Here is a 26,615-nt window from a genome sequence, read left to right on the forward strand (position 1 = left end):
AGCCAGGGACGGTCGGGGTGTTGGCGGAGCGGGCGAGGACTGTCTGAGCGAGGGCCGCGGGAGCGGCCCGACGCGAGTTCCGCAGCCCGCAGAGCAAATACCCCGGCAGGCCCGATTAGCGGCACCTCCCGCCCTCGCCCGAAGAAAACAGCGCAAACAGAACGAGGAACAAACAAATGTCCGCCCTCGACATCACCCACAAGACCCTCACCGACTTCATCTACGCCGAAGCCCGTCTCCTCGACGAGCAGCGCTTCGAAGACTGGCTCAACCTGTTCACAGAAGACGGCCACTACTGGATGCCGCTCGCGCACGGCCAGACCGACCCCCGCCTGCACACCTCGCTGATGTACGAAGACAAGCTGCTGCTGCGAGTACGCGTCGAACGTCTCGCCGGCCAGCGCACCTTCTCGCAACAGCCGAAAAGTCGCTGCCACCACCTGCTGCAGGCGCCCACCGTCGAATCGCCCGCCCCCGATGGCGAGCACGTCGTGCGCACCGCCTTCCACTACGTCGAGACGCGCCAGGACCAACAGACCCTCTTCGCCGGCTGGACCACGCACCACGTCGTCGAAGACGCAGGCGCGCTGAAGATCCGCCTCAAGCGCGTCGACCTCGTCAATTGCGACGCCGCGTTCGGCAACATCCAGCTCTTCATGTGAGCCCCTCGTGAGCCCCTTCATGACCGCCACCGTCTTCGACGCCTTCACCGCGGCCGCCGGGCAATGGGGCGAACGCCCCTTTCTGTGCATCCTGCCCGACACCGCCGCGGCCTACGGCATCGCACCCAGCGAACTCGCCTATCGCGACGCCGCACAGCGCATCGAGGCGCTGCGCCAGGCCTACGCCGCCGCCGGCTACGGCCCCGGCCACCGCGTCGGCCTGCTGCTCGAAAACCGCCCGGCCTTCTTCCTGCACTGGTTCGCACTCAACGCACTGGGCGTCTCCGTCGTCCCGATCAACGCCGACCTCCGCGCCGCCGAACTCGAATACCTCATCGGCCACTCCGAAATCGCCCTCGCCGTCGCACTGCCGCAGCGCCACGCCGATCTCGCCGCAGCAGCCGAACGCGCCGGCCGCCCGCTGCACATCATCAGCGACGGCGACACGCCGCCGGCCGCCGCCTTCCCCGCGCCGCTCGCGGGCACGGTGCCGGGCGAGCTCACCGAATGCGCCCTGCTCTACACCTCCGGCACCACCGGCCGGCCCAAGGGCTGCATGCTGCCGAACCGCTACTTCCTGCACGCCGGCCGCTGGTACGCCAACATCGGCGGCCTCGCGCGCCTCATGCCTGGCGAGGAGCGCATGATCACGCCGCTGCCGCTGGTGCATATGAACGCGATGGCGTATTCGACGATGGCCATGCTCATGACCGGCGGCTGCCTCGTCCCCCTCGACCGCTTCCACCCCAAGCGCTGGTGGGCCAACGTCCGCGAGGCGCGCGCCACCGTCGTGCATTACCTCGGCGTCATGCCGGCGATGCTCATGAAGGCCGAGGCCTCGCCCGAAGACCGCGCCCATTCCGTGCGCTTCGGCTTCGGCGCCGGCGTCGATCGCACCCTGCACGCCGCGTTCGAAACGCGCTTCGGCTTCCCGCTGCTCGAAGCCTGGGCGATGACCGAGACCGGCGCCGGGGCCGTCGTCATCGCGAACCATGAGCCGCGCAAGGTCGGCACGAGCTGCTTCGGCAAGGAGGCGTCCGACATCGAAGTCCGCATCGCGACCGAAGACGGGCGCGACGCTGCCACCGACGAACCCGGCGAGCTGCTCGTGCGCCACGCCGGCGACGATCCGCGCTACGGCTTCCTCGCCGGCTACCTGAAGGACGAGGCCGCGACCGCGGAGGCCTGGGCCGGCGGCTGGTTCCATACCGGCGATGTCGTGCGCCGCGACGTCGACGGCCACCTGCATTTCGTCGACCGCAAGAAGAACGTCATCCGCCGCAGCGGCGAGAACATCGCCGCGGTCGAGGTCGAGAGCGTGCTGCAGCAGCATCCGCTGGTGAAGGCGGTCGCCGTCGCCGCGGTGCCCGATCCCGTGCGCGGCGACGAAGTCATGGCCTGCATCGTGCCCCAGCAGCCGCTCGCCGACCGCCGCGCGATGGAGGCCGCCGCCGAGGAACTGGTGCGCTGGACGCTCGGCGAACTGGCGTACTACAAGGCGCCGGGCCATATCGCCTTCGTCGACGGCCTGCCGCTGACGGTCACGAACAAGATCCAGCGCGGCGAACTCAAGGCGCTGGCGCCCACGCTCGTCGGCGCGCCCGAGTGCGTCGATACCTGCGCGCTGAAGAAGCGCCAGGAGACGGCCACATGAGGAGCCGCCAGAGCTACGACGGCGTCGCCGCCGCGGTGCCCTTCACCGTGCCCTACGCGCGCTACTCGACGCACGCCGCGCACTGGTGGCTCGGCCGCGCCCTCGCCGCGCTGATCCGCGAGTCGGGCATCGCCAAGGCCGACATCGACGGCGTCTGTGTCTCGAGCTTCACGCTCGGCCCCGATACCGCGGTCGGACTGATGCAGCACCTCGGCATGAGCCCGCGCTGGCTCGACCACATCCCGATGGGGGGCGCGTCCGGCGTCGTCGCGCTGCGGCGCGCCGCGCGCGCGGTGCAGGCCGGCGACGCGGAAGTCATCGCGTGCATCGCCGGCGACACCAACCACGTCGACTCCTTCCGCCACACCGTCAGCCAGTTCTCGCGCTTCGCCCAGGACGCCGTCTATCCCTACGGCGCCGGCGGGCCGAACGCGAGCTTCGCGCTGCTCACCGACCACTATATGCGGCAGTACGGCGCCACCCGCGAGGACTTCGGCAAGCTCTGCGTCGCCCAGCGCGACAACGCGCTGAGGAACCCGCACGCGCTGATGAAGAAGCCCCTGACGCTCGCGCAATACCTCGACGCACGGCCGATCACCGACCCCATCCATCTCTTCGACTGCGTGATGCCCTGCGCCGGCGCCGAAGGCTTCCTCGTCATGACGGAGGAACGGGCGCGCGCCCTGAAGCTGCCGCGCGTGCGCATCCGCTCCACGATCGAGCGCCACAACGCCTACCCCGACGACCCGATCCAGTTCCGCGGCGGCTGGGCGATGGACCGCGATGCGCTGTACGAGCACGCCGGCCTCTCGCCCGCCGACGTCGACTTCGTCGAGACCTACGACGACTACCCGGTGATCAACATGCTGCAGTTCGAGGACCTCGGCTTCTGCGCGAAGGGCGAAGCGCCCGCCTTCGTGCGCGAACACGACTTCACGATCGACGGCTCCTTCCCGTTCAACACCTCCGGCGGGCAGCTCTCGGTCGGCCAGGCCGGCGCGGCGGGAGGCTACCTCGGGCTCGTGCAGGCGCTGCGCCAGCTCACGAACGTCGCTGGCGCCATGCAGGTCGCCGACGCACGCATCGGCCTCGTGTCCGGCTTCGGCATGATCAACTACGACCGCGGCCTGTGCTCCGGCGCGGCGCTCCTCGAACGGGGGACGGCATGACCGACGCCACGCCCAAGCCGAAACGCAAAAACCCCGTCGCGCGCACGCGCCTGCCGACGCTGCCGCCCGCATCGCGCAGCCGCGCGGCGCTCGGCCTCGCCCGTGCCGCCGCCGAAGGGCGCTTCGAGATGCAGGCCTGCGCCGACTGCGGCGCGGTGCAATACCCGCCGCGCGAAGTCTGCGGCAGCTGCCTGTCCGAGCGGCTCGACTGGCGCGAGGTCGCCAACGGCGGCGCACTGATCGCGACGACGACCTTGCGCCACAGCAACGATCCGTATTTCCGCGAGCGCCTGCCGTGGCGCGTCGGCACCGTGAAGATGGACGCCGGCCCCTCGGTGGTCGCGCACGTGCATGAAGACTGCCACGAAGCCGGCCGCGTGCGCCTCGCCCTGAAACTCGACCGTAGCGGCCAGGCCGTGCTGCACGCGCTGCCCGCGGAGGACACCCCGAACATGAACGATTCGCCCCAACTGCGCGAGACGCATTGCGACCCGAAGCACCGCCGCGTGCTCGTCACCGACGGACGCTCCACGCTCGGCCGCGCGATGGTCAAGGCCTTGCTCGACGCCGGCGCGTCGACCGTCTTCATCGGCGATCCGGCGACGTGGAAGGCCGATGCCGGTTTCGACGCCTTTGTCGCCTCCGATCCGCGCATCGAGCCGGTCGCGCTCGACGTCACCGACACCGACTCGGTCGACCGGCTCGCCGCGTCGATCGGCGCCAAGGTCGAGATCCTCATCAACACCGCCGACCACCTGCGCGACGGCGGGGTCATGAACGCCCGCGACGTCGGGCTCGCGCGCGACGCCTTCGACGTCAATGTGCTCGGCCTGATGCGGCTCGCGCAGGCCTTCGGCCCGACGATGTGCTTCCGCGCGGCCGACGGCACGCACGGCGCGGTCGCGTGGGTGAACCTGCTGTCAATCCATGCGCTCGCGGCCCTGCCCGCGCGCGGCGCGTGGTCGGCGTCGAAGGCCGCCGCCCTGTCCGCCGCCCTGACCCTACGTGCCGAGTTCGGCGGCGCCGGCATACGGGTCATGAACGTCTTCCCCGGCCCGATCGACGACGAATGGGAACAGCTGACCCCGCCCCCGAAGCTCGCGCCCTCCGCGGTCGCCGCCGCCGTCGTCCGCGGGCTGCGCGACGGCGTCGAGGATCTTTACGTCGGAGACGTCGCCGAGGAGCTGCGGGCGCGCCTGCGCGACAACCAAAAGGCCGTCGAACGCGAACTCGGCGGCTGACTGCGCCGCAACACACGACAGACCCGTAAGGGCACCCCACCCACCGAAGGAGACCCCCACGTGAGCACCGCCATCCTCGCGCAGTTCATGGCCGAGCTGCTGTCCGGCCGCATCCGACTCGTCGACCTCACGCAAACCCTGACCCCGGAATTCCCGACCATCGTCCTGCCGCCGGAACTCGGCCAGGCCTGGCCCTTCCGCATCGAGGAGATCTCGCGCTACGACGAGCGCGGCCCGGCCTGGTACTGGAACAACTTCTCCTGTTCGGAACATACCGGCACGCACTTCGATGCCCCGGTGCATTGGGTCACCGGCAAGGACCAGCCGAACAACGCCGTCGACTCGATCCCGGTCGACAACTTCATCGCCGCCGCCTGCGTCATCGACGTCTCCGCCGAGGCTGCAAAGAACCCCGATTTCCTGCTCACTATCGACTTCGTCGAGAAGTGGGAAGAAAAGCACGGCCGCATCCCCGAGCGCTCGTGGGTGCTGCTGCGCACCGACTGGTCCAAGCGCAGCGGCGCGAAGGAATACCTGAACATGGCCGAGGACGGCGCGCATTCGCCGGGCCCCGACGCCGAGGTCGTGCCCTGGCTGATCCGCGAACGCCACGTGCACGGCTTCGGCACCGAATCGATCGGCACCGACGCCGGCCAGGCGCATCACCTCAACCCGCCCTACCCGTGCCACTACTTCATGCACGGCAACAACCGCTACGGCCTGCAGTGCCTGACGAACCTCGACCAGCTGCCGCCCCAGGGCGCGCTGATCCTCGCCGCGCCGCTCAAGATCCGTAACGGCTCCGGCAGCCCGCTGCGCGTGCTCGCGCTGACCCCGCACATCTGAGGACATGACGATGAGCGAAAGACGTGTCGCGATCGTCACCGGCGGCAGCGCCGGCATCGGCGCCGATATCTGCCGGCGCATGCTGGAGGACGGCTACGAGGTGGTTTCCGTCGCGCGCCGCGCCGCCGACTGGACACACCCGCGGCTGACGAACGTCCAGGTCGACCTCCTCGACGCCGCCGCGACGGAAACCGCCGCGCAGGAGATCGCGCGCGACTTCCCGGTGAGCCACCTCATCCACAACGCCGGCGTGATCTGGCCGAAACTGCTGCCCGACGTCACGCAGGACGAGCTGCACGGCCTCACGCAGATCCACCTCGGCGCGGCGATCAGCCTGATGCAGGCGGCGCTGCCCGGCATGCGGGCGCGCGGCTTCGGCCGCGTCGTGCTGATGTCCTCGCGCGGCGCGCTGGGGCTCGCCACGCGCACCGCCTATTCGGCGACCAAGGCCGGCATGATCGGCATGGCGCGCACCTGGGCGCTCGAACTCGCGCCGCACGGCATCACCGTGAACGTCGTCGCCCCCGGCCCCATCGCTACCGACATGTTCCACGACGTCGTCCCCGCCGGCAGCGAGCGCGAGCAGAAACTCGCCGCGAACATCCCGGTCGGGCGCATCGGCCGCCCCGACGACGTCACCCGCGCGGTGATGTTCTTCGCCGACCCCGCGAACAGCTTCGTGACCGGCCAGACCCTGTACGTCTGCGGCGGCGCGAGCGTCGGCACGCTGACGATCTGATGCCACCCCATAACCAGACGCCGTAAGGCGCCCCACCCCAAGCACCGCACCCACGGAGACGAAAGATGAAGCTGAACAAAGCTGCCACCACCCTCGCGATCGCCCTGGCCGCCTTCGCGTCGCAGTCCGCCCTCGCCCAGGTGAAGATCGGCGTCGTGTCGTCGGCGACCGGCCCGACCGCGCTGGTCGGCATTCCGCAGAAGAATACGGTACCGCTGCTGCCGGCGAAGATCGGCGATCTCAGCGTCGAGTACGTCCCGCTCGACGACGCGAGCGATCCCACCGCCTCGGTCACCGCAGTGAAGAAGCTGATCTCGGAGCAGAACGTCGATGCGATCATCGGCCCCTCGGGCTCGCCCAACGCGATGGGCGTGATCCAGTTCGTCGCCGACGCAGGCGTGCCGCTGCTCGCGCCGGTCGGCACCGCCGCCGTCGTGACGCCGATGGACGACAAGAAGAAGTGGGTGTTCAAGACCACGCAGAACGACGACATCATCGCCACGGCGCTGGTCGAGCACATGGTGAAAAGGGGCGTGAAGACGGTCGGCTTCATCGGCGTCGGCGACCCCTACGGCGAGAACTGGTACAAGGTGTTCTCGGCGCTCGCCGAAAAGAACGGCATGAAGATCGTCGCCAACGAGCGCTACCAGCGCCAGGACGCATCGGTCACCGGCCAAAGCCTGAAGATCCTCGCCGCTAAACCCGACGCGGTGCTCGTCGCCGCCGCCGGCGGTCCCGCGGTGCTGCCGCAGACCACGCTCGTCGAGCAGGGCTACAAGGGCCAGATCTACCAGACCCACGGCGCCGCCCTGCCCGACTTCCTCAAGCTCGGTGGCAGGAAGGTCGAGGGCACGATCCTCGCCGCGAGCCTGATGCTGGTGCTGCCCGAGATCGCCGACAGCCATCCGTCGAAGAGGATCGCCGCCGACTACATCGCCGCCTACGAGAAGGCGCACGGCACGAAACCCGCGACCTTCGGCGCCAACGTCTTCGACGCCGGCCTGCTGCTGCAGCAGGCGATCCCGGCCGCCGCGAAGGTCGCCAAACCCGGCACGAAGGAGTTCCGCGCCGCGCTGCGCGACAGCCTCGAGCAGACCCGCGAGCTCGTCGGCACCCAAGGCATCTACAACATGAGCGCCACCGACCACAGCGGCTTCGACGAGCGCGGCCGCGTGCTCATCGCCGTCAGGGACGGCGGCTGGACGCTGGCGAAGTAAGCCGGTCATTGCATAACCCGTAGGGCGGAACAAGCGCAGCGCATTCCGCCGGATGGCGCCCCTCGCGGATCGGCATCCGGCGGATTACGCCTGCGGCTAATCCGCCCTACGGTTCACGTCCCGCACACGAAACACTCGCACCACCCTCACCACCCTCACCACCTTTGACAACGGACAGAATCCCCGCGCGACATCCCCTCTAGACTGAAGCAATTCCAACAATTGCCCGGTCACCGAAATGCTCGCAACCCTGCCCCGCATCGTCCCGGTGTCGCTATGGGTGAGCGCGTTCCGCCCCTTCTTCCTGCTCGGCACCCTGTACGCCCCGCTGCTGATGGGTGCCTGGCTCGGCGCATGGCTCGGCTGGTGGAGCGGCCCGGTCGGCAACATGCCGGCGGCGCTGTGGCACGGTCACGAGATGATCTTCGGCTTCTCCACCGCAATCATCCTCGGCATCGTGCTCACCGCGCTGCCGAGCTGGGCCGGCACCGAGGAGATCCACGGCACTCGCCTCGCCCTCATCGTCGCCGCATGGCTCGCCGGCCGGCTCGCCTTCTGGGCCCTGCCGCTGCTGCCCGCCGGCGTCGCGGCCGTGGCCGACTGCCTGCTGTTTCCGCTCGTGTTCGCGACGGTCGCACCGCAGCTGCTGCGGGCGGCGAACCGCCTGTACCTGTTGCTGCTGCCGGTTCTCGCGGCCTTCTTCACGGCGAACCTCGCCTTTCATCTCAGCATCGGCGCAGGCAATCCGGCCTTCGCCACGCTCGCCCTGCACGGCGGCGTCTATACGATCCTCACGCTCTACGTGCTCAAGGGCGGCGTGCTCACGCCGATCTTCACCGGCAACGCGCTGCGCGAAAAAGGGCGCGGGGAACAGGCGCCGTTCCGGATGTGGCTCGACGTCACCGCCGTCGGCCTCGTCGTCGCGCTCGCCGCGCTCGACCTCGCCGGCGCGCCGGCCCGCTGGGTCGGCCTCGCCGCCCTCGCCTGCGCTCTCGTCCATGCGGGGCGCGTCGGCCGCTGGAAAGGCTGGCGCGTCGCCGACGTCCCCCTCCTCCTCGTCATGCACCTCGGCTTCGCCTGGCTGATCCTCGCCTTCGCCCTCAAGGCGCTCGCGGCGCTCACCGGCCTCGTTTCCGGCACCGCATGGCTGCACGCCTTCACGGTCGGCAGCCTCGGGATGATGATGCTCGGCCTGATGACCCGCGTAAGCCTACGCCACACCGGCCGCCCCCTCGCGCTGCCGTCCGCAATGCGCCTCGCCTGCGCGCTCGTCTTCACCGCGGCAATCGCGCGGCTACTGCTGTCGATGCCCGAAGTGCGACCAGCCGCGATCACCGCGGCCGCGGTGCTCTGGGCGGGGGCTTTCGCAATCTACTTGTCCAGGTTCGGGGCGCTGCTGGCAAGACCGAGCCTTCCGCGCAAGAGTGGCGGACTCAACAATTGAAGCCGAGAACCCGTGCCCGACTCAAGATAAATGCAGGGGCCATCCTTCTCTTCTAAGCGACTGGCAAGTCGCGAGCCCGAGCTCCCGTTCTGACTCCCCAGCGCGAACGTCAGCTGTATGTGTTGCAGTTGCTCGAAATCGTGGTCGACACCCTCGCAGGTACTCAAGCTTTGCGCAGCGATCGGCGCTGCCCCTGTTCATCATCTCATCCGGCCGTGCTACGCCTTGATGTTTCCAAATTGAATTTCTCCGAATCCAATGATCATCAAGGAAGCCGACGACAAGCGCGCACAACTTGGCCGCGGGGTGTATTGGATGAGGGGAGGGGAAAAGCTGGATTCCCTCGTGCGATGACAGACTCGATGCCGATCCATTCAAAGTTGTCATGTCCATCGATCCAGATTGGAAGGGTCAGCAAGTCCTCAGGCAGACCTTTCATGTTCTCCCACCAGCAGATCGGAATCATGCCGCCACCTTCGAGGAAGCCGACAAGCTCTGAAAGCCAACCCGAATATTCCCAGTCACGGCCTTTGCCTTTTGCGGCAATCTCTGGGAAGCATTCGAGAAATTTTTCAGCCAACGCCCTGGCGTCCTTTCCAGAAGCGTCCTTCCATCCGAAATATTCGCCAGAACCCGTGATTGCAACAAGCTCGTTGTCACCTGCGAGTCTTCCGGCAGGAATTGCTATTCCGTTTTCGGCGAAGCAGTGTTTCGGGGCAATCGCGAAACGGAAGCCGAGTGGGTTCATGTACGGCATACCACGCAACTGTTGGTAGCCAAGTCGGTGAAGCTCGGAGAGCATACGAAGGCATCTCTGTGCCCTACGAACCCATTCGATCCTAGATTTCATTCGTCTCTCCGTTTTTCACAAGACTAGCATTTAGAGATAATTCTGGACAGATCGTTCCGCCAACCGCGAGTCCGTGGGCGTTCTTGAATTTTCCAGAAATGCATACGATGCTAAGTCTTCCATCTCATTGGCCGGGACCGACTTCTATCAAGTCATTTTTATCACATAACTATTCAGCTTCGTCGGCTGACTCCTCGAGCTTTTCGAGCACTTCTTGTTTTAGGTACTCGAGGTTCGGGTCCTCTGCAAGTTGCTGAACCTTCTCATATGGCAGATATGTACAAAGTTTTGATAATGCACCTTGATTGAATATAGCGAAAGCCGGGCGACGTAGTTCCTGGAATACCTTCTTGCGACGTTCCTCTGGCGCGACGATGTGCAATTTCGTGTGGAAATTGGGCTGCAAGGCAAGTAAGTCAGCCATGCGCAGTAGGCCTGAGTAGATCGCTGTCGTGTGCTCCACCTCGAAGGCACGAACGATCGATTTCTTCTGGAGCCAAAGTACATCTATCTGCTCGACAGTTTTGATTGCGGGCTCTGAAAACTGGGCGTATGGAAGTTGGTTGAGCAGAATGGGCTCATCCATCTCTGAGGCGACAGCCTCCTTGTCAGCCTTCGGAATCCAGACCTCAAAACCCATCGCTAGACCAATATTCGCGAGCAAGGCCTGCATCTTGTGAGAGGTCCGAACCGGGCCCGCTTCAGCTTGGCTGTCAGTTTGCTGATCTACCACTGTGTCTTCTGGAGGCTCCGGTTCAGGGATGTGAACGGAAACGGCTTGGCCAACGACGTTGGTCATTTTGTAGCTTCGCCGCTTGTCCCAGTCGTCCTTAGTGATGCCGTCTGAAATTGGCTTGGCGGCTTGGCTGGCAAGTAGTTCCTCGACAAATTGACCGTCGACTTCGGAAAGTCTGACGCCGCTGCTGCGAAGGATTGCGTTCCAACCGCCAGCGCCCTGTTCTACATTCTTCGTGAATGATAGGGCAGTCCAAACGTCCTTCCGTTTGATAGGAACTAGGGAACCTTTATCTAGCCATATCAGCGGTTTGCAGGCGAACTGTAGAGAGTATTCTTGGATGACCTCGTCTCCAGGCGCCGCCTCAGATAAGTTACCCGTGACTTCTAGAATGCCAACCCAGCAGGACAGACCTTTCAGGTAGCAGACGATCTTGTCGCCGGGCTTGATCTTGGTAACCCACGCTCTTCGGTTAGGGTGAAAGCCGCAGATGGACTTTTCTGTCTTGGAGAATTCTTCGTAGGTCTCAACGGAAAAAATATCGACAAAGTAGGTCATGACTACGGGCCTTTGTGTGTTTCTTTGGCGGAGGTGGGCGTGGGAAGTAATCTACGCCAGAAGCATGAGCATGGGAACTGCTCAGCCAATAATCGACCGCCCAAGTTGAATGTAGGCTGTCAGGCTGGTTACAGCGTGAAGCCGCCATCCGAATGACAGGTTTGTCGCCTGGACAAGTGCCAGGAGGTGGCCGGTAGTACGCTCTGGGCATCTACCCCGATAGCCGCCGGAGGCAGCCAGTTCAAGAATCAGGCTCCGTTCAACAGCAAGGAGCCGATCATGGAAACCCATGAGCATCGGCATCGGGAAGCTTGGAACAAGGGGAAGTTGGCTAGTCAGAAAGCACCGCTCAAACCCAAGGACATCTGGGCGATCCGCATCCGTCTGCAGAATGCGCATGCGGTGCGCAACCTGCCCATGTTCAACCTCGCGATCGACAGTAAGCCCAGCGACTGCGATCTAGTCAGCGTGAGGGTGCGCGACGTGACGCACGGAAACTAGGTCCTCTCACGCGCGACGGTAGTGCAAAGGAAGACGCAGCGGCCCGCGCAGTTCGAGCTGACCGAGTCTACGCGCACTGCGGTCGCTCCCTGGATCGCGAAGGCCGCGCTGAGGCCCGAGACCAACCTCTTTTAGATTCGCCTGCACCAAACTCCACATGTCTCCACCTGGCAGTACGCGACTCGCCATCCCGGAACTTGAAAAATGTCCATTTAGGTCGCTCATGGGTCGCTGGCACGTGCAACTAAGAATACTTTCCGCCTGGTCTCAACTCATGTAGCCGACCGCATGTACTCCGGATTACGCGAGGCGTCAAGGATATGAGAAATCTTGTCATCATAATGCCAGTACATTACCCTAGCTGCCTCTACGTACTTTCATGTATCCATAGCCCCCGTGTTACTTGAGCAGGGGCAATCGAGCTAATAATGGACCCGATTTCATTAATCGAAACAGCAAAGCAATTTTTTGACGGGCAAGGTGCCCTGGCAAACGCCGCTGGCATAGTAAGTTTTATCGGAGGCGGCGCGATCGCCGCTTGGAAGATTTCTGCGTACGTCCTTCAACGGGTTTCAACGAAAAAATTTAACTCCATTTCCGAGTGGGCTCTTGCCAAATACGGAAACAACGGCGGTCTTTTAACCGAGAAATTGCGGCAATCCATAAGAATATCATTTGTGGATGACAACCTTGCAGACCTCCCAGAAGCATACATTCGCAGCCTAAAATATGATCTAACGACGTTCGACCATATTTCGCTTGCCGATATATCTATACTAGAAAGATTTGATGTTGTTGTTCTCGATATAACAAACGTAGTCCCTGAGGACATGAGAAACGGCGGACTTGAAATCATCAAGCGATTAAAATCACTGCCGACCCCGCCCCTTGTTATAGCCGTCTCCCAAAAAAAATATGATCCGACTGTCTCAAATTTTTTTAAGCTAGCTGACGCGGTATTGAAGAAACCTGTCAAGGAAGCGGAGTTAGAAGCCGCATTAAATAGGCTACTAATTACCCTCGTCACCCCAAATGGGCTGGCAAAATCTATCGACACCTTGCTAGACACGTATGTGATAAGCGAGAATGATAGAAAAAATTTAAATGGCCAATTGATCAAGGCATTGGAGACAAACGGGAAAATCATGCCAGAATTTGAGAATATCAAACCAATTTCCAACCGAATTAACAATTTACTGCAGCGGTTCTATCGTTTCTCAGTGTGCTACGTATGAATCTCATTGATGCTTTTGAGAGCGGAGCTATCGCAATACCATGGGCAGTGTCTATAGATGGGAAATACTTCCCATCTTCCACTGGACGTGATGCGCCGATGCACTGCATTACCGATTGCAATGATAAATACTGTCAGAATCCAGGAGGAACGTTACTTGGCCATCAGTGCACCGTAGGCTTCACCTATTATCACGGCAAAGTTGGCGAGGCAATCATTATCCTCTTTGGGACATTAGGTTCAAAAGGATGGGAGTCCGTTGATACCGGAATTAGGCAAAAGAATAAAGACGATCTAAAGGGAAGATCTGTCTCCGCAAGAGATTTTTCCAGTTGGCTGGAAAAATTAAAGTCGCTGAATAAACTATTTGTTGACTATAAAAATAACATTCTAAGTGAAGCTCTTCATCCATTGCATGAGACGCCAAAGATTGCCGAAGAAATACGAAATCTGGCTGATTCACTAGTAAACTTAAAGCCAGGCAAGACTTTTGACGAGCGCTTTTCCGCCGCATTGCCAGCGGAGAGAGGTATCTACAAAGGCGCGCAACTCTTGGTTGACTCATTTGACATGCTGAGTATTTTCTTTAACCCGGAAAGTGCCAAATTGGGCGAAAAACGGATTGCTGAGCCATACAAGCTTATACACAAATTAGTCTTGCTTCTTTCCAATAGCAATAATGGCTTGACCCGACGACGTCCAAAAATTTACGGTGAATCGTACAAGAAGTATCTTGCTCTAGAGTCCTTTCGGATAATACCGCTTGCCCTATTGAATAATGCGATCAAGTACTCCATGACGGAAGAAGTTATAATCGACGTTCGCGACGTTGATAATGGAACATTATTTTCACTTGTAAGCACAGGACCTTATATTTCTGAAGAAGAATGTGGCCGCATTTTTGAGCGAGGATTTCGTGGAAAATACGCGCAGTCGATCGACCGAGACGGCATGGGAATAGGCCTTTACGTTGCACGAGAGGCTGCCATTGCCAATAGAACCACTATTAAGGTCGTTAGTGAAGACTTGGGTTACAGTTTGAAGAGCATTCCCATGGCACGTAATACATTCAGCTTTGTTGTCAGAGATGTAGTCTGATGGCGCTGATTGTATTATTCGCTCTTTCGTCTGCTCCACTGCGCGTTAGCGGATGTGCAAAGCGTTAGACCGTGCAGAACCTTACGTTGAAAGGTTCGCTATGGCTGCGAATTTGCCAGCAAACAGTCCTCAGGTGCGACTGGATTCGAACTTCGAAGCGGATGCGGCAGAAAACGTGCGGAGCTACAACGGCTGACCGACGCGTTGCTGCCTTAGGCGTGGCTATACGCCAACGGCAGGTCAGGCCGACCAACTGCCCTCGCTCGGAGACTCCCCCGATCAGTCTGCGCTAGCGCCCGGCAAGCCGGGCACGCCGGATGCGCGCCTCAGCTGGCGCCAAGGGCGATCGTCAGGGCTTCGAACGGGATCATCACGCAGCCATGCCGGCTGCGGTACCCCTGCACCGGCGCGAACAGCGCGATCTCTTCAGCCCCCTCGGACATCCCCGACACCTCGCCCCCGGCCAGCATCGCAGCCATGCGCGCGCGCAGCCGTTCGACCTCGGCCGGCGTACGGCCGACCGCATGCAGGCCGAGCAGCGATGCCGATGCGCGGCACAGCAGGCATCCCTTGACCTCGTGCGCGAGCGCCGCGATACGGCCGTCGACAAGTTCGACGTCCATCCGCACGCGGTCGCCGCACATCGGGCTGTCGCGTAGCGCCGAACCGGTCGGCGCAGCGAGGCGGCCGGCGCCGTGGGCGGCGTCGGCGAGCTCGCGGATGGCTTTGTTGTAGAGGGCTTCGATCATCGGACTGTAGTCGTTCCGCTTCGGTTCACGACGTGGGCGGCAGCTCGTGTGGGGGCGCGGGCGCGGTCATTGTCAGGGTTCGCGTCATCACCCTCCTCGGGCGCGCTGCGGATCAGGCCGCCGACGCCCATGCGCATGATGTCCTCGCGCGTCGGGGGGATGCCGGCCATCAGGCGCGGCAGGACGAGGTCGAGGCCGTTGCTCTTTCGCGAGCGGCCGCAGCCGGGCAGGATCACGACGGGCACGGCGCCGATGCGGCCGAGCACGAGCATGTTGCCGGGCTCGACGGGCATGCCGAAATGCTCGATCGTGCCACCCACCGCCGTGACCGCGGCGGGGGCGATGTCGTTGCGGTCCTTGGCGACGGTGGCGCCGCACACCATCAGGAGTTCGCACCCGGCCGCGAGCGCCTGGTGCAGCATGGATTCGAGGGCGTCGCGGCGGTGGGGCCCGCGCAGCGCGAGGGTGAGCCGTCCGCCAAGCGCCTCCACCCGGTCGCGCGTGACCTTCACTGTGGCGGCGAAGATCGAGTCCTTCATGCCGGGCAGTTCGGTCTGGATCAGCGCGGCGCGGCAGGGCTTGAGTTCGGCCACGGTGGTCGGCGGCGTGCCGGCGGCGATCTCGCGGCAGGCGTCGAGCAGGCGTCGCGGCACGGCGAAGGGGATGATCTTCACGGTGGCGACGACCTGACCGGGACGCACGACCGCATGTCGCGGCAGCGTTCCGATCGCGATGGCCTCGTCGAGCAGATTCATCCGGTCGATGCGTTCGGCGTCGATGCGCAGCACGCCGGATGCGGACGCGTGCAGGTTGCAACGGCCGGCACGCGGCGCGCGCGTCTCCGTGTTGAGGCCGACGAGCAAGGCAGCGAGTTCCTCCGCTGCGGCGTCCTCGGCAACGTCGTCGGGATCGAGCCGCGCGCCGGTGACGGTCGAGAAACCCTCGTCGTCGAGCAGATCGAGATCGAGCGCATTCAGCACGCGGCCCTTCTTCAGCGTCTGCCCGCCGATCTTCAGTGTGTGGGCGAGCATCACGCCTTGGGCGGCGGCGAGGGGAAATTCGTCGAAGATCATTGCTGGTGCCTCGTCTGGATGACCTCGGCGAGGATCGCGACCGCGATCTCGGCCGGCGCGCGGCCGCCGAGGTCGAGGCCGACCGGCGCGCGGATGCGCGGGATCGCCTCGCCAAGTCCCGCCTCGGTGAGCCGCGCGACGCGCTTCGCGTGCGTGCGCGTGCTGCCGAGCGAGCCGATGTAGAACGCGGGGCTCGCGAGCGCGATGGTCAGCGCGGGATCGTCGAGTTTGGGGTCGTGCGTCAGCGTGATGACGGCGGTCTGGGCGTCGGGTTGCAGGCGTTCGAGCGCCTCGTCGGGCCATTCCGTCGACACTTCGACGTTCGGCAGCCGCTCGGGCGTCGCGAACGCGCGGCGCGGGTCGACGACGACGACGTCGAAGCCGGCGATCGCCGCCATCGGCGCGAGCGCCTGGGTGATGTGCACCGCACCGACGATGATCATGCGGGGTGCGCCGACGTGGCAGCGTGCGAAGAGCGGCGCCTCAGTCGCGTCCTCATTTGCGTCCCTGGCTGCGGCGAGCGCACCGCTGCGATTGGCCGCGAGGCGGGCGCGCGTCTCGGTGAGTTGGGCGTCATCGAGAGGGAGCTCGCCTGCCACGGCGTCGTAGAAGACCAGCGCGTGTGCGCCGTCGGCGAGCCGGGTGACGAGCGCGACCGGCCGCTTCGCGCGCCGCGCCGCCAGCAGCGGCCCGAACAGCTCGTCATCGACGCGCTCGACGAGCACCTGCACGCGACCGCCGCACGCCAGCCCGACTTCCCACGCCTGCTCGTCGCTGACGCCGAACTCCAGCAGCCGGGCCTTGCCGTCGGCGATCGAATCCTGCGCCTCGCCGATGACCGCGCCCTCGATGCAGCCGCCGGAGACCGAGCCGACGAAGGCGCCGCCCCGCTCCACCGCGAGATGGCTGCCCTCGGGGCGCGGCGACGAGCCCCAGGTGCGCACGACGGTCGCGAGCGCGACGCCGCGGCCCTCCGCCCGCCAGCGTTCGATCTGGGCAAAGAGCTGGTCGTCCGTCGCCGGCGCGGAAGGTGCCGACGGCGCTGCAACGGCGGCCGCTTCCCGCCGTCGCCCGACGCCCGCGACCCGCGCATGTTCGTCGATGCGGTCGGCCAGCGCGGCCACGCCCTCGCCGCTCGTCGCCACCGTCGTCAGCACCGGCACCTCCCAGCCTGTGCCGTGTGCACCGCCGCGTGCTTCGAGGTCGCGGACCGTGGCCGCGGCGACCGGCGAATCGGCCTTGTTGACGACGAGGATGTCGGCGATCTCGAGCACGCCGGCCTTGATCGCCTGCACCTCGTCGCCGAGCCCCGGCGCGCACACGACGACGCGCGTGTCGGCGAGCCGGGCGATCTCCACTTCCGACTGGCCGACGCCGACGGTCTCGACGATGACGACATCGAAGCCGGCCGCGTCGAAGAGGTCCACCGCGTGCGCCGTCTTGCGGGACAGGCCGCCGAGCTGGCCACGCGACGACAGCGAACGGATGAAGACGCGTTCGTCACTGCCGTGAGTGCCCATGCGCACGCGATCGCCCAGCAGCGCGCCGCCGCTCACCGGGCTGGAGGGATCGACGGCGACGACCGCGACGCGCCTGTCGCGCGCGAGCAGTTCGCCGAGCAAGGCATTGATCAGGGTCGACTTGCCGGCGCCGGGCGCCCCGGTGATGCCCACGACGTGCGCGCGCCCCACCCGGCCGGCGAGCGACGCGAGCAAGGCGTCGGCACCGGGGAGATCGTTCTCGATCGCGGTCAATGCGCGCGCGAGCGCCGGGCGGGAGCCGGCGGCAATCGCATCGAGGTCCGGGCTGGGCGGCGGGGGCATGGGCAGGTCTCAATCAGAGGGAGGTCGGCGTTCTCTTGCGCTGGCACATGGGCGGGGGAAGCCTCCTTGCGCGGGATCGACGGTTTGCGCCGAGCACGACCGCATCCTCGCTCAATGACGTGGAAAGACGAGTCCGAAGTCCTCGACAAAGTCCGCGAGGCCGGCGGCCTCCAGCCCGTCGAGGGACCTCAGCATGTAGGGATGGAGCCGGCCGCGACGCACGAGCTGGGGCACCTCGCCGAGGCCCTGCTCCAGCACCGTGGCGAGCGCATCGCCATCGGCGACGAGCAGCATCGCGACGTCGGCATCGAAATCTCCGCGGAAGTCGCGCAGCGCGACGCTGGCGCCGGACGCCGTGCCCCGCCAGACGAGGACCCGGCCGCTGCGCGCGGAGAAATCGTCCTTCGTCAGCACGCCGACGGACGCCTCCGCCGCGGCGAGCCCCTCGCGATCCAGCATCGCCTTCCACGCCGTGCAGTCGAGCACCTCAACGGCCGTTTCCATCGCGAGCTCCTATGCCGGCAACATCGCCGTCACTTCGATCTCGATCTTCGCGCCGTGCTCGACGAAACCGGCGACCTGCAGGGCCGTCATCGCCGGGAAATGCTTGCCGATCAGCTCGCGATACACCGCGCCGATCTCGGCCAGCCGCGCGTTGTACTCCGCCGCGTCGCCGAGATACCAGTTCATGCGCACGATGTTCGACGGCTGCGCGTCGGCCTGCGCGAGGATCGCGACGATGTTGGTGAGAGCCTGGCGCACCTGGCCGACGAGGTCGTCGGTCTGGAACTTCTCGTTCTCGTCCCAGCCGACCTGGCCGGCGACGAATACCATGCGGCCGCTCGTGACGACGCCGTTCGAATAGCCTTTCGGGCGAACCCAGCCCGGCGGTTGCAGGAATTGCATGGGTTGTTCTCCTCAGTGTTGGGGGCCGCCGTCTTTCGGGGCCGTCTTTCTGTTAGCTCGACAGGCAATGACATGATGGTCACGTTGAGTGCTGCACTGTCGCTCCCTCCCCTTCAAGGGGAGGGCTGGGGTGGGGATGGGTTAAACGGACATCGCAGAAACCCATCCCCCTCCTAACCTCCCCCTTGAAAGGGGAGGAACAAAGAACGGCTCAGATCCGCACGCCGAGCCGGTAGCCCTCGTGGATCGACGCGTCGAGTCCGCGCGGTATCACCGCGTCGCCGGCGCCGTGCAGCTCGTCCACCATCCACTGGAACTCGTGGAAGAGGTCGTGGTTCGCCTTGCGCGGCCCGGACACGAGCACCGTGTCGGCCTCGACGAAGGTCTCCTCGCCTTTCGCGTTGCGGATCATCGCGCCCTCGCCGGTGACGCCGACAAGCATCGACGACGTCAGGGTGCGAATCTCGAGCTCCTCGATCCACGCCGAGTGGCGCCACTTGAAGGACGGCATGACGTCGCCGGCGATGCGCTTGTCCTCCTCGACGATGACGACCTCGTGGCCCTGCTTGCACAGCGACTCGGCAAGGGTCAAACCGATCTTGCCCGCCCCGACCATGACGATGCGCTTGCCCGGCTTCGCCTTGCCGGTCGCGACATCCAGCGCATCGACAAGCTTGTCGTGGCCTGGGATATGGCGGTAGGCGTTCATGTCGGTGCGCGAGCCGGCGGCGACGATGCAGACGTCGAACTGGTGCAGGATGCTGCGCATGAACTTGGCGTTGGCCTCGGTGTTGAAGCGCACGTCGATCTCCATCTTGCGCGCCATCGTCTCGTAGTACTTGATCACCGAGATCAGGTCGTCGGGCCGCGCGAGGTCGTTCGACGCGTAGCCGACGAGGCTGCCGCCGATGCGGTCGCCCTTCTCGAACACCGTGACGTCGTGGCCGCGGCGCTTCGCCGTGATCGCGGCCTCCATGCCGGCGGGACCGGCGCCGATGATCATGATCTTCTTCTTCACCGCCGCGGGCGTGACGTGGTATTCCGGCTCGACCTCGTGGCCGAGCGTGGGGTTCATCGCGCAGGTGTAGGGCAGATCGCGGAAGAGCCGCGACAGGCAGTTGAGCGAGCCGATGCAGCGGCGCACCTCGTCGAGCCGGTCCTCGGCGGCCTTGTGCAGCAGCTCGGGGTCCGCGAGCATCGGGCGGCACACTTCCCAGTAGTCGAAGACGCCGTCGGCAATGCACTGGTTCGCCATCACCGGGTCGGGCAGGCGGTTGCCGAAGGTGATCAGCGTGTTCGGGAAGAGCTTCTTCGCCTTCGCCGAGAGGTAGTTCCAGTGGCCCGGGGCGACGTCGCGGCCGATCGACGATTCGGGCGCCTCCTGCCAGCCGACGGTCACGGAGATCATGTCGACGCCGCAGTCGACCGCCTGCTGCATCAGCTCGAAGCACTCGTCTTCGCTGTTGCCGCCCCAGCGGTCCATCAGCTCCGCGCCGTTCAGGCGCACGACGAGCGGATGCTCGGGGGTGGCCTGCTTGATCGAGTCGATGAGCTCGCGCATGAAGCGGCCGCGGTTCTCGATCGAACCACCGTATTCGTCGGTGCGCTGGTTGGTGAAGCGCGAGTTGAAGTTGGCGAGCAGGTAGCCCATGAAGCTCGTCACTTCGGTGCCGTCGAAGCCGGCACGGATCGCGCGCTTCGCCGCGTCGGCGTGCTGCATGACGATCGCGCGGATCTGTTCCTTCGTCAGCTCGCGCGGCGGACGGAAGTGCGGCAGGGTCTGCGGCACGACGGACGGCTGGATGCAGTAGCCGAGGTCGATGCCGCCGTAGCGGCCGGCGTGCAGGATCTGCTGGATCGCGACCGCGCCGTTGTCGTGGATGTACTGCGCGATGGTCTCGAACTGCGGCAGGAACTTGTCGTCGAAGATCGCGACCTGGCGGAAGTAGGCCTTGCCCTCACCAAGCGGATCGGGATACGCGCCCTGGTTGGTGATGATGCCGGCGCCGGTGCCGGCGATGACGCGCGTGCGGGCGAGCTCGCGCGGGGTGATGTAGCCGTCGCGCGTGTTGTAGTTCGATACGCAGCAGGCGCCGTACTTGACCATGTTCTTGGTCTCGTACTTGCCGATCTTGCCGGGCTTGAACAGGTGGGGCAGCTTGAGCTCGCCGGGTCGCTTCATCGTTGTCTCCTCGTCAATTCGGTGTGGCTGGAAAATCGTCTCAATCCGCGGCCGCTCGCCTCAGGCGGCGACCACAGTGCGCGGCGCCTTTACCGGCGGCAGCGTCGCGATGAACTCGCGCAGGCTGTCTCCCTGCGACTCGCGGATGTACTCCAGCACGTCGCCCAGCGACGACGCGCAGACACAGGAACACGTCGCCGGGAAGACGAACCCGCGGGGCGGGAGGGTTTCTTCGGTCATGGCGGCCTTCTCTTCCTGAAGTTCCTGCACCATTGCCATCACATTTCCCAGAGCTGTCATGTTGTTCTCCTCGAACGAATCGGCCCGGATCGCCGAAGCCGTGGTACGTGGAGTCAATGTAGCGGGACGCTCTCGGCAAATCCCCCCCCACCCGGTATTGGTCGGACGAGGCGAATTCGGGCGTTGCGAAGAACCTCCAATTCACGCGCACGAGCGCACTCTCCCGCTTGCGCGGGAAAGTCATATTGCATGGTCGGTTCCGTAGGGCGGAAAAGCGAAGCGCCTTCCGCCGCATTTCGGCGGTCGCGCGCACCCATGCGGCGGATAACGCCGCTGCGCGGCTCATCCGCCCTACGAAGTGCGGGGATCAGGCGAGCGCCTTCTCCCGCGTGCGCGAGGGCGATTCGCCAAAGCGCGCCTTGTATGCGATCGCGAAATGGCCAAGGTGGTGGAAGCCCCAGTGGGTCGCGATACAGGTGACGGTCTTCTCGGCAGACGTCGGATCGCGCAGTTCCTCATGCACGCGCTGCATTCGCACCGATTTCAGGTATGCCATCGGCGTCGTATTGCGAAATTCGCGAAAACCCGCAAAGAGTGCGCTCGTACTGACGTTCGCATGCGCGGCAAGGTCGCCGACGGTCAGTTCCTGGTCGGCGTGCGCGTCGATGTATTCCTCGACACGCCGGACGTGGCGCGGCGCGATCGACTGCGGCGGGCTGACGAGTTCGTCGCGAAAGTTGTTCGGCTGGATCATCAGCAGCGTGGTGACGAGCAGGTGCTCGATCTGCGCCACAGCGAGCGACGATGCGAGCATCGGCGACCGATGCTCGAACTCCGACACGATATACGACACCAGCGCCTGCCAGCTGACGCCCCCCTGGCTCGACATCTCGAGGCCAAGCCCGAACTCGAGCGGCTTGCGCAATGGATGGCCGAGATGCTGCGCGCAGACGTTTTCGAGGAGGGTGCGGTCGATCTTGACCATGATCTGGTCGCACTCGTCGTAGATTGTCTCCGTCAGCGGCAGCGTGGGCGTGACCACTGATGCGACTTCCGGCGTCGAGTGGATCTTGTGCTCGCCGCAGCGCACATCGGCGTGGCCGGCGATCGGCATCATCACGAGCAGGAAATCGTGCAGACAACCGGCGTCGATTGCGACGGTCGCCCCGTAACCCAGGCGGTTCACCGACACGCCGCGGATCGGCGCGTGCTGCATGCGGGTATTCACCCGGCTGTCGCAACCGGCGAACTTCAGCTCGTGCGGACAGAACACGCCCGCGACGCGGTTCCGGGCCTCATCGAGATCCTGCGTGTGGAAAAGCGTGAAACGCGAGAGCGCATCGCGCCCTCCCAGCGACGTCATCAGCGCCTGGGTCATGGTTCTCCTCCGGTGTGGGTTCCGTGCCTTTTTTTCGGTGCAAGGCATCGGAACGAGTGCGGACGCGTGCGGTCTGCGCCGTCGTCGCATCCTGGTCAGCGTCTGTCGTCGAACCTCCTGTTCCTTCGAATGACTGGGCCGCGCCAACTTGACGCAGGCGCATGCGAGGCTGTCGGGACACTGTATACAGTATCCCTATATAACCTTATGCATAGTAGGCCCAAGCAGGTCGGCCGTTACTGATCCAGGTCAACTGCCATCGAATCGGATGGATGGCAAACTATCCGTTCCCCCTCACGCGGTTGCATGCCGGCGAGTTCGCACAGCACCTGCGCCTGCTCCGCGACATGCCGCTCGATGTGCGCGATCTGCGCGGGGTCGAGGTGCCGGAACTTGCCGAGCAGCTTCAGGTAATCCGTGACCGGCAGCGGGTCGTCGATGTCGCGCGAGAGCGTCAGCCCCTGCTCGCGGCGGTACTCCCACAGCACGGCGAAATTCGTCTCCACGGCCGTGCGCGCGACCTCGATGTTGCTCGCCGACGGGAAGCGCCAACCCGAAGTGCAGGGCGAATACAGGTGCAGGTAGGCGAAGCCGCGTTCCGACGCTTCGAGCGCCGCCTCCAGCTTCGCGTAGAAGTCTTCCATGAACGCGGTCGAGGCCGTGGCGACGTATTCGCAGCCATGCCACATCATCAGCAGCGGCAGATTCTTGGCGTCCTGCGCCTTGCCGCGTGCGCTGTCGCCGATGGGCGTCGTCGCCGTCCACGCGCCGTAGGTGGTGCTGCCCGAGCGCTGCGCGCCGGTATTCATGTAGCCCTCGTTGTCGACGCAGACGAAGAGGATCTGTTCGCCGCGCTCGGCCGCGCCCGACAGGGACTGGAAACCGACGTCGCCCGCGCCGCCGTCACCGGCCAGCGCGAGCGCGGTCACGTTGCGGCCCTTGCGCTTGTGTTGGCGACGGATGCCGGTGAGCATCGACGCGGTGTTCGTGAGCAGCGGATGGAACACCGGCACCTTGCAGCCCAGCATGCCGTTGTAGCCGACCGAGCCCATGCCCGGGATGCAGCCGGGCGGGGTCGCGAGCACGGTATTCGGGCCGACGCGGCGCAGCGTGTGGCGCATGATGAGTTCGGTGTTGCAGCCCTGGCAGCCGCCCAGGCCCGGCACGAACAGGTCTTCGAGTTCGCCCCAGCGGTTGTAGAGCTTCGCCGCCGTCACGTAGCGCAGCGCGCCGCGCGTGCAGGCGGTGACGCACTGCGGGGTGCCCGCGCACTGGTCGCATTTGACGACGTGGCCTTCGTCGGCACTGAACGCGATGCCGCCGAAGGTGCAGCCGGCGGTGCAGATCAGGCAGTTCACGCAGCGTTCGGCGTCCCACGCGACGATGCCGTCGTCGCCCTTCGCGAGCGCGGCGGCGGGGCACACGGACGCGCAGCGCGGGTCGCCGCACTGGCGGCACAGCGCGACGCCCCAGTGGCCCGCCTCGTCGTCACGCACGATGCGGATGCGGGACTGAGCCGTGTTTCCGTCGGTCGATTTCGCGCTGGCGCAGGCGCTCATGCAGTCGCCGCAGCCGTCGCAGCGCTCGGCATCGAAGGCGATGGTCGGGGTTGCGCTCATCGGCTCATCTCCACAGTCCGGACATCAACGCCCGCGCTGCGTCTTGCGGGTTTTCAAGCAGCACGTCGCGGCGGGCGCCGATCTCGACGCGGCGCAGGATCAGCTCCCACATGATCCCCGGGTCGAACAGCACGTCGACGCCGAAGATGCCCTGCAGACGGCCATCGCGCAGCACGAGCTTGAGATAGGCGTCGCCCCCCTCCTCGCCGCGCACGAGCACTTCCCACTCAGGCCCGGTCCCCTCGGGCGCGTCGCGCCCCACCGACAGCGCGCGGTGGCCGAAGAAGCCGTAGGTGTTCAGCGACACGCCTCCGGGATAGGGCTGCAAGGCCGGATCGCCCGCCATGCTCATGCCTGCGGTGCGCCCCTGCTCCACCGCGTCCGGGAGGATGCCGCCGGCGGGCGTGCCGTCACCGAAGAAGCTCGGCGTCCGCACGACGTCGCCCGCTGCCCACACGTTTGGCGCGGCGGTGCGCATGAACGCGTCGACGACGACGCCGCGCTCGACCGCGATGCCGGAGCCGGCGAGATACGACACCTCCGGCCGCACCCCCGCGGCGACGAGCAGCAGGTCCGCGTCGCGCGCCTCGCCGCCATCGAGCCGCAGCGTACAGCCCTCGCCGCGCGGCGCGACCTGTTCGACACGGCGGCCGGTCAGGACCTCGACGCCCTTGTCGCGGAACACCGCTTCGATACGGGCGGCGGCCGCGGCGTCGAAGTAGCCGGGCAGCACCTGGCCGCGCATTTCAACGACCGTGACGCGGGCCCCTGCCCGTACGAGGTTCTCGGCTGCGTGCATGCCGACAAGGCCCGCGCCGAGGACGATCGCCCTGCCCGCCGCACGGCCCGCCTCACCTGCAACCTCACTTGCAACATCACGCAGCGCGAGCGCGTCGTCGAGCGTGCGCAGCACGTGATAGCGCACGTCCGACAAGCCCTCGATCGGCGGGATCGCGGGCGCGGCGCCGGTCGCGAGCAGCAGCTTGCCGTAGCCGATCTCGCGGCCGTCGGCGAGGCGCAGCCGCGCGTTCGCGGTGTCCAGCGCCGCGGCTGCCGCCTGCTGCCGGTAGTCGACGCGCTGCGCGTCGAACCAGCGCCGCTCACGCAGCGCGATGCGATCCTCCGCGCATTTGCCCGACACCACGTAGGGCAGCACCGTCGGCGACACCGGCAGGCGCGCCTCGCGGTCGAGCACGGCGATGCTGCCGTCCGCATCGTGCGCACGGATCGCCCGCAGCGCTTCGAGACCGGCGTGGCTCGCGCCGAGCACGACGTAGTCGAACTGTTCCATTCATCGATCCTCGGCGTTGAGCCACACGGGCTCGCGCGGACAGGGGGCATCCAGGAGCTTCGCGGTTTCGGCAATCGCGCGCTCGAAATGCGTCTGGGTCAGGTCGGCCCCGGCAAGGCCGCCGATCAGCGACAGGCAGGGGACGCGGTGGCGGCAGTGCTGCAGCGCCGCCAGCGTCTCCTGATGCACGGGGCCGCTGTTCCAGCCGTAGGACACGGCGCGGTCCACGACGCCGATCGCGCGCACCTTGTCGAGCGCGGCGACCATCGCGTCGAGCGGGAACGGCCGCAGCGTCTTGATGCGGATGAGGCCGACGCGCTCGCCGCGGTCACGCGCGGCATCGACCGCATCCTTCGCGGCACCGGCCATGCTGCCGATGGTCACAAGCGCGTGGTCGGCGTCGTCGAGCCGGTACTCCTCGACCAGCGGCGCGTAGCGGCGGCCGAAGCGGCGCGCCCATTCCTCGTGCACCTCGACGATCACGCGCAGCGCATTCTGCATGCCTTCGCAGTGCCCGCGCCGGTAGCCGACGAAGAGCGCCGGCCCCGGTCCGGTCGCGCCGCCGGTGAGCGGATCGACGCCCATCGGCCGGTCCGGGTCGAGCGCCGCGTGCCAATTCACATCCGGCATGCCGAGGAAGTCGTCCACCTCGCCCTGGTCCGGCAACTCGATGCGGACAATGCCGTTCGAGAGGTAGTTGCCGTCGTGATTGACGTTTACGGGCAGCATCACCGAGCGGTCCTCGGCAATGCGGTAGGCCATGACGATGGTGTCGAGCACCTCCTGCACCGTCTCGCAGAAGAGCTGCACCCAGCCGACCTCGCGCACCGTCATCGCGTCCTGCTGGCCGCCCCACACGCATTGCGGCGTGATGCCGTCGCGGTTGACGATGGACATGACGATCGGCAGGCGCAGGTTGGGCGTGCGGAAGTACGGCTCGAACATGAACGCGAGCCCCTGGCCGCAGCTAGCGGTGTAGGTGCGCGCCCCCGCGAGCGCCGCGCCGTGCAGCACCGACAGCACGCTGTGTTCGCCCTCCGCTTCGACGAGCTCGGCATCGAGCACGCCGTCGGCGACGAACTGCGCGACGTACTCGGCGAGCGAGGACTGCGGCGTGATCGGGTACACCGCGACCATGTCGGGGCGCGACAGCACGACACCCCACGCCGCTGCCTCGTTGCCGTCGCAGACGAGGATTCTCGGTTCCTTCTTCGCGACCGCCGAGCCGGTACTCGGTGCGATCTTCTCGACGGCCTCGCTCATGTCATTCACTTGTCCATTCCTGTTCTGGAACCATCGTGCGCGCGCAAATCCCGCACGAACGTAGGGCGGAAAAGCCGAAGGCGCATCCCGCCAGCCCACGGGTGCAGCGGAGTTCGACCGCCGCGTGGCGGGATGCGCTTCG

24 protein-coding genes are annotated in these 26,615 nt (G+C 65.4%); 11 read left to right on the top strand and 13 right to left on the bottom strand.

The window, feature by feature from the left end; genetic code table 11:
* Positions 1–176 precede the first annotated feature (176 nt).
* From GPA22_RS08585 to GPA22_RS08620, 8 genes are all read left to right on the top strand, one after another.
* Positions 177–662 carry an aromatic-ring-hydroxylating dioxygenase subunit beta gene (locus tag GPA22_RS08585; RefSeq protein ID WP_169255679.1) on the top strand — a complete coding sequence of 162 codons (486 nt, stop codon included), beginning with the start codon at positions 177–179 and terminating at the stop codon, positions 660–662.
* A gap of 19 nt (positions 663–681) precedes the next feature.
* A complete protein-coding gene (locus GPA22_RS08590) occupies positions 682–2,316 on the top strand; it encodes an AMP-binding protein (RefSeq protein ID WP_169255680.1) in 1,635 nt (544 codons plus the stop codon).
* Entirely contained in the window at positions 2,313–3,485 is a 1,173-nt protein-coding gene (locus GPA22_RS08595) for a thiolase family protein (RefSeq protein ID WP_169255681.1), read from the top strand. The genes GPA22_RS08590 and GPA22_RS08595 overlap by 4 nt, the downstream gene beginning before the upstream one ends.
* Complete coding sequence (locus tag GPA22_RS08600; RefSeq protein ID WP_169255682.1) at positions 3,482–4,726, top strand: SDR family NAD(P)-dependent oxidoreductase; 1,245 nt, start codon at positions 3,482–3,484, stop codon at positions 4,724–4,726. Before GPA22_RS08595 ends, GPA22_RS08600 begins: the two co-directional genes overlap by 4 nt.
* A gap of 60 nt (positions 4,727–4,786) precedes the next feature.
* Positions 4,787–5,572, top strand: a complete 786-nt coding sequence (locus GPA22_RS08605) for a cyclase family protein (protein ID WP_169255683.1) — start codon at positions 4,787–4,789, stop codon at positions 5,570–5,572.
* A gap of 10 nt (positions 5,573–5,582) precedes the next feature.
* Complete coding sequence (locus GPA22_RS08610; protein ID WP_169255684.1) at positions 5,583–6,311, top strand: SDR family NAD(P)-dependent oxidoreductase; 729 nt, start codon at positions 5,583–5,585, stop codon at positions 6,309–6,311.
* A gap of 65 nt (positions 6,312–6,376) precedes the next feature.
* Entirely contained in the window at positions 6,377–7,528 is a 1,152-nt protein-coding gene (locus tag GPA22_RS08615; protein ID WP_169255685.1) for an ABC transporter substrate-binding protein, read from the top strand.
* 238 nt (positions 7,529–7,766) lie between these two features.
* Positions 7,767–8,972 (top strand): NnrS family protein, encoded by a 1,206-nt coding sequence (locus GPA22_RS08620; protein WP_169255686.1) that lies wholly within the window; start codon positions 7,767–7,769, stop codon positions 8,970–8,972.
* Positions 8,973–9,237: 265 nt separating this feature from the next.
* Here the strand turns inward: GPA22_RS08620 and GPA22_RS08625 are convergent, their stop codons facing one another.
* Both GPA22_RS08625 and GPA22_RS08630 read right to left on the bottom strand, forming a co-directional pair.
* Positions 9,238–9,822 carry a hypothetical protein gene (locus GPA22_RS08625; RefSeq protein ID WP_169255687.1) on the bottom strand — a complete coding sequence of 195 codons (585 nt, stop codon included), beginning with the start codon at positions 9,820–9,822 and terminating at the stop codon, positions 9,238–9,240.
* Between the two features lie 169 nt (positions 9,823–9,991).
* Positions 9,992–11,116 (bottom strand): EVE domain-containing protein, encoded by a 1,125-nt coding sequence (locus GPA22_RS08630; protein WP_169255688.1) that lies wholly within the window; start codon positions 11,114–11,116, stop codon positions 9,992–9,994.
* Between the two features lie 279 nt (positions 11,117–11,395).
* On the opposite strand from GPA22_RS08630, the gene GPA22_RS22610 reads away from it, so the two are divergent.
* From GPA22_RS22610 to GPA22_RS08645, 3 genes are all read left to right on the top strand, one after another.
* Positions 11,396–11,617, top strand: a complete 222-nt coding sequence (locus tag GPA22_RS22610) for a recombinase XerD (RefSeq protein WP_211169017.1) — start codon at positions 11,396–11,398, stop codon at positions 11,615–11,617.
* Between the two features lie 428 nt (positions 11,618–12,045).
* Positions 12,046–12,852, top strand: coding sequence for a response regulator transcription factor (locus tag GPA22_RS08640; protein ID WP_169255689.1), 807 nt, complete (start codon positions 12,046–12,048; stop codon positions 12,850–12,852).
* Positions 12,849–13,949: a sensor histidine kinase gene (locus GPA22_RS08645; RefSeq protein ID WP_169255690.1), complete on the top strand. Its 1,101-nt coding sequence runs from the start codon at positions 12,849–12,851 to the stop codon at positions 13,947–13,949. The genes GPA22_RS08640 and GPA22_RS08645 overlap by 4 nt, the downstream gene beginning before the upstream one ends.
* A gap of 326 nt (positions 13,950–14,275) precedes the next feature.
* Here the strand turns inward: GPA22_RS08645 and GPA22_RS08650 are convergent, their stop codons facing one another.
* The 11 genes from GPA22_RS08650 to padG form a co-directional block, all read right to left on the bottom strand.
* Positions 14,276–14,698, bottom strand: coding sequence for an iron-sulfur cluster assembly scaffold protein (locus GPA22_RS08650; protein WP_169255691.1), 423 nt, complete (start codon positions 14,696–14,698; stop codon positions 14,276–14,278).
* Positions 14,695–15,771: a molybdopterin-binding protein gene (locus GPA22_RS08655; protein WP_169255692.1), complete on the bottom strand. Its 1,077-nt coding sequence runs from the start codon at positions 15,769–15,771 to the stop codon at positions 14,695–14,697. The genes GPA22_RS08650 and GPA22_RS08655 overlap by 4 nt, the downstream gene beginning before the upstream one ends.
* Positions 15,768–17,594 carry a methylmalonyl Co-A mutase-associated GTPase MeaB gene (gene meaB / locus GPA22_RS22615; protein ID WP_211169018.1) on the bottom strand — a complete coding sequence of 609 codons (1,827 nt, stop codon included), beginning with the start codon at positions 17,592–17,594 and terminating at the stop codon, positions 15,768–15,770. The genes GPA22_RS08655 and meaB overlap by 4 nt, the downstream gene beginning before the upstream one ends.
* Before the next feature lie 111 nt (positions 17,595–17,705).
* Positions 17,706–18,098, bottom strand: a complete 393-nt coding sequence (locus GPA22_RS08670; protein ID WP_169255693.1) for a hypothetical protein — start codon at positions 18,096–18,098, stop codon at positions 17,706–17,708.
* Between the two features lie 9 nt (positions 18,099–18,107).
* Positions 18,108–18,500: a RidA family protein gene (locus tag GPA22_RS08675; protein WP_018992080.1), complete on the bottom strand. Its 393-nt coding sequence runs from the start codon at positions 18,498–18,500 to the stop codon at positions 18,108–18,110.
* Between the two features lie 211 nt (positions 18,501–18,711).
* Positions 18,712–20,682 (bottom strand): oxidoreductase, encoded by a 1,971-nt coding sequence (locus tag GPA22_RS08680; RefSeq protein ID WP_169125478.1) that lies wholly within the window; start codon positions 20,680–20,682, stop codon positions 18,712–18,714.
* Positions 20,683–20,742: 60 nt separating this feature from the next.
* Positions 20,743–20,982, bottom strand: coding sequence for a hypothetical protein (locus GPA22_RS08685; RefSeq protein WP_169255694.1), 240 nt, complete (start codon positions 20,980–20,982; stop codon positions 20,743–20,745).
* Positions 20,983–21,289: 307 nt separating this feature from the next.
* Complete coding sequence (locus GPA22_RS08690; RefSeq protein ID WP_169255695.1) at positions 21,290–22,300, bottom strand: AraC family transcriptional regulator; 1,011 nt, start codon at positions 22,298–22,300, stop codon at positions 21,290–21,292.
* 236 nt (positions 22,301–22,536) lie between these two features.
* Positions 22,537–23,919, bottom strand: a complete 1,383-nt coding sequence (gene padI / locus GPA22_RS08695; RefSeq protein WP_246264190.1) for an NADH-dependent phenylglyoxylate dehydrogenase subunit beta — start codon at positions 23,917–23,919, stop codon at positions 22,537–22,539.
* A gap of 4 nt (positions 23,920–23,923) precedes the next feature.
* Complete coding sequence (padH, locus tag GPA22_RS08700; RefSeq protein ID WP_169255696.1) at positions 23,924–25,210, bottom strand: NADH-dependent phenylglyoxylate dehydrogenase subunit epsilon; 1,287 nt, start codon at positions 25,208–25,210, stop codon at positions 23,924–23,926.
* Positions 25,211–26,473: an NADH-dependent phenylglyoxylate dehydrogenase subunit alpha gene (gene padG, locus GPA22_RS08705; protein WP_169255737.1), complete on the bottom strand. Its 1,263-nt coding sequence runs from the start codon at positions 26,471–26,473 to the stop codon at positions 25,211–25,213.
* Between the last annotated feature and the right edge of the window lie 142 nt (positions 26,474–26,615).

Source organism: Aromatoleum toluvorans (assembly GCF_012910905.1).
GTDB lineage: Bacteria > Pseudomonadota > Gammaproteobacteria > Burkholderiales > Rhodocyclaceae > Aromatoleum > Aromatoleum toluvorans.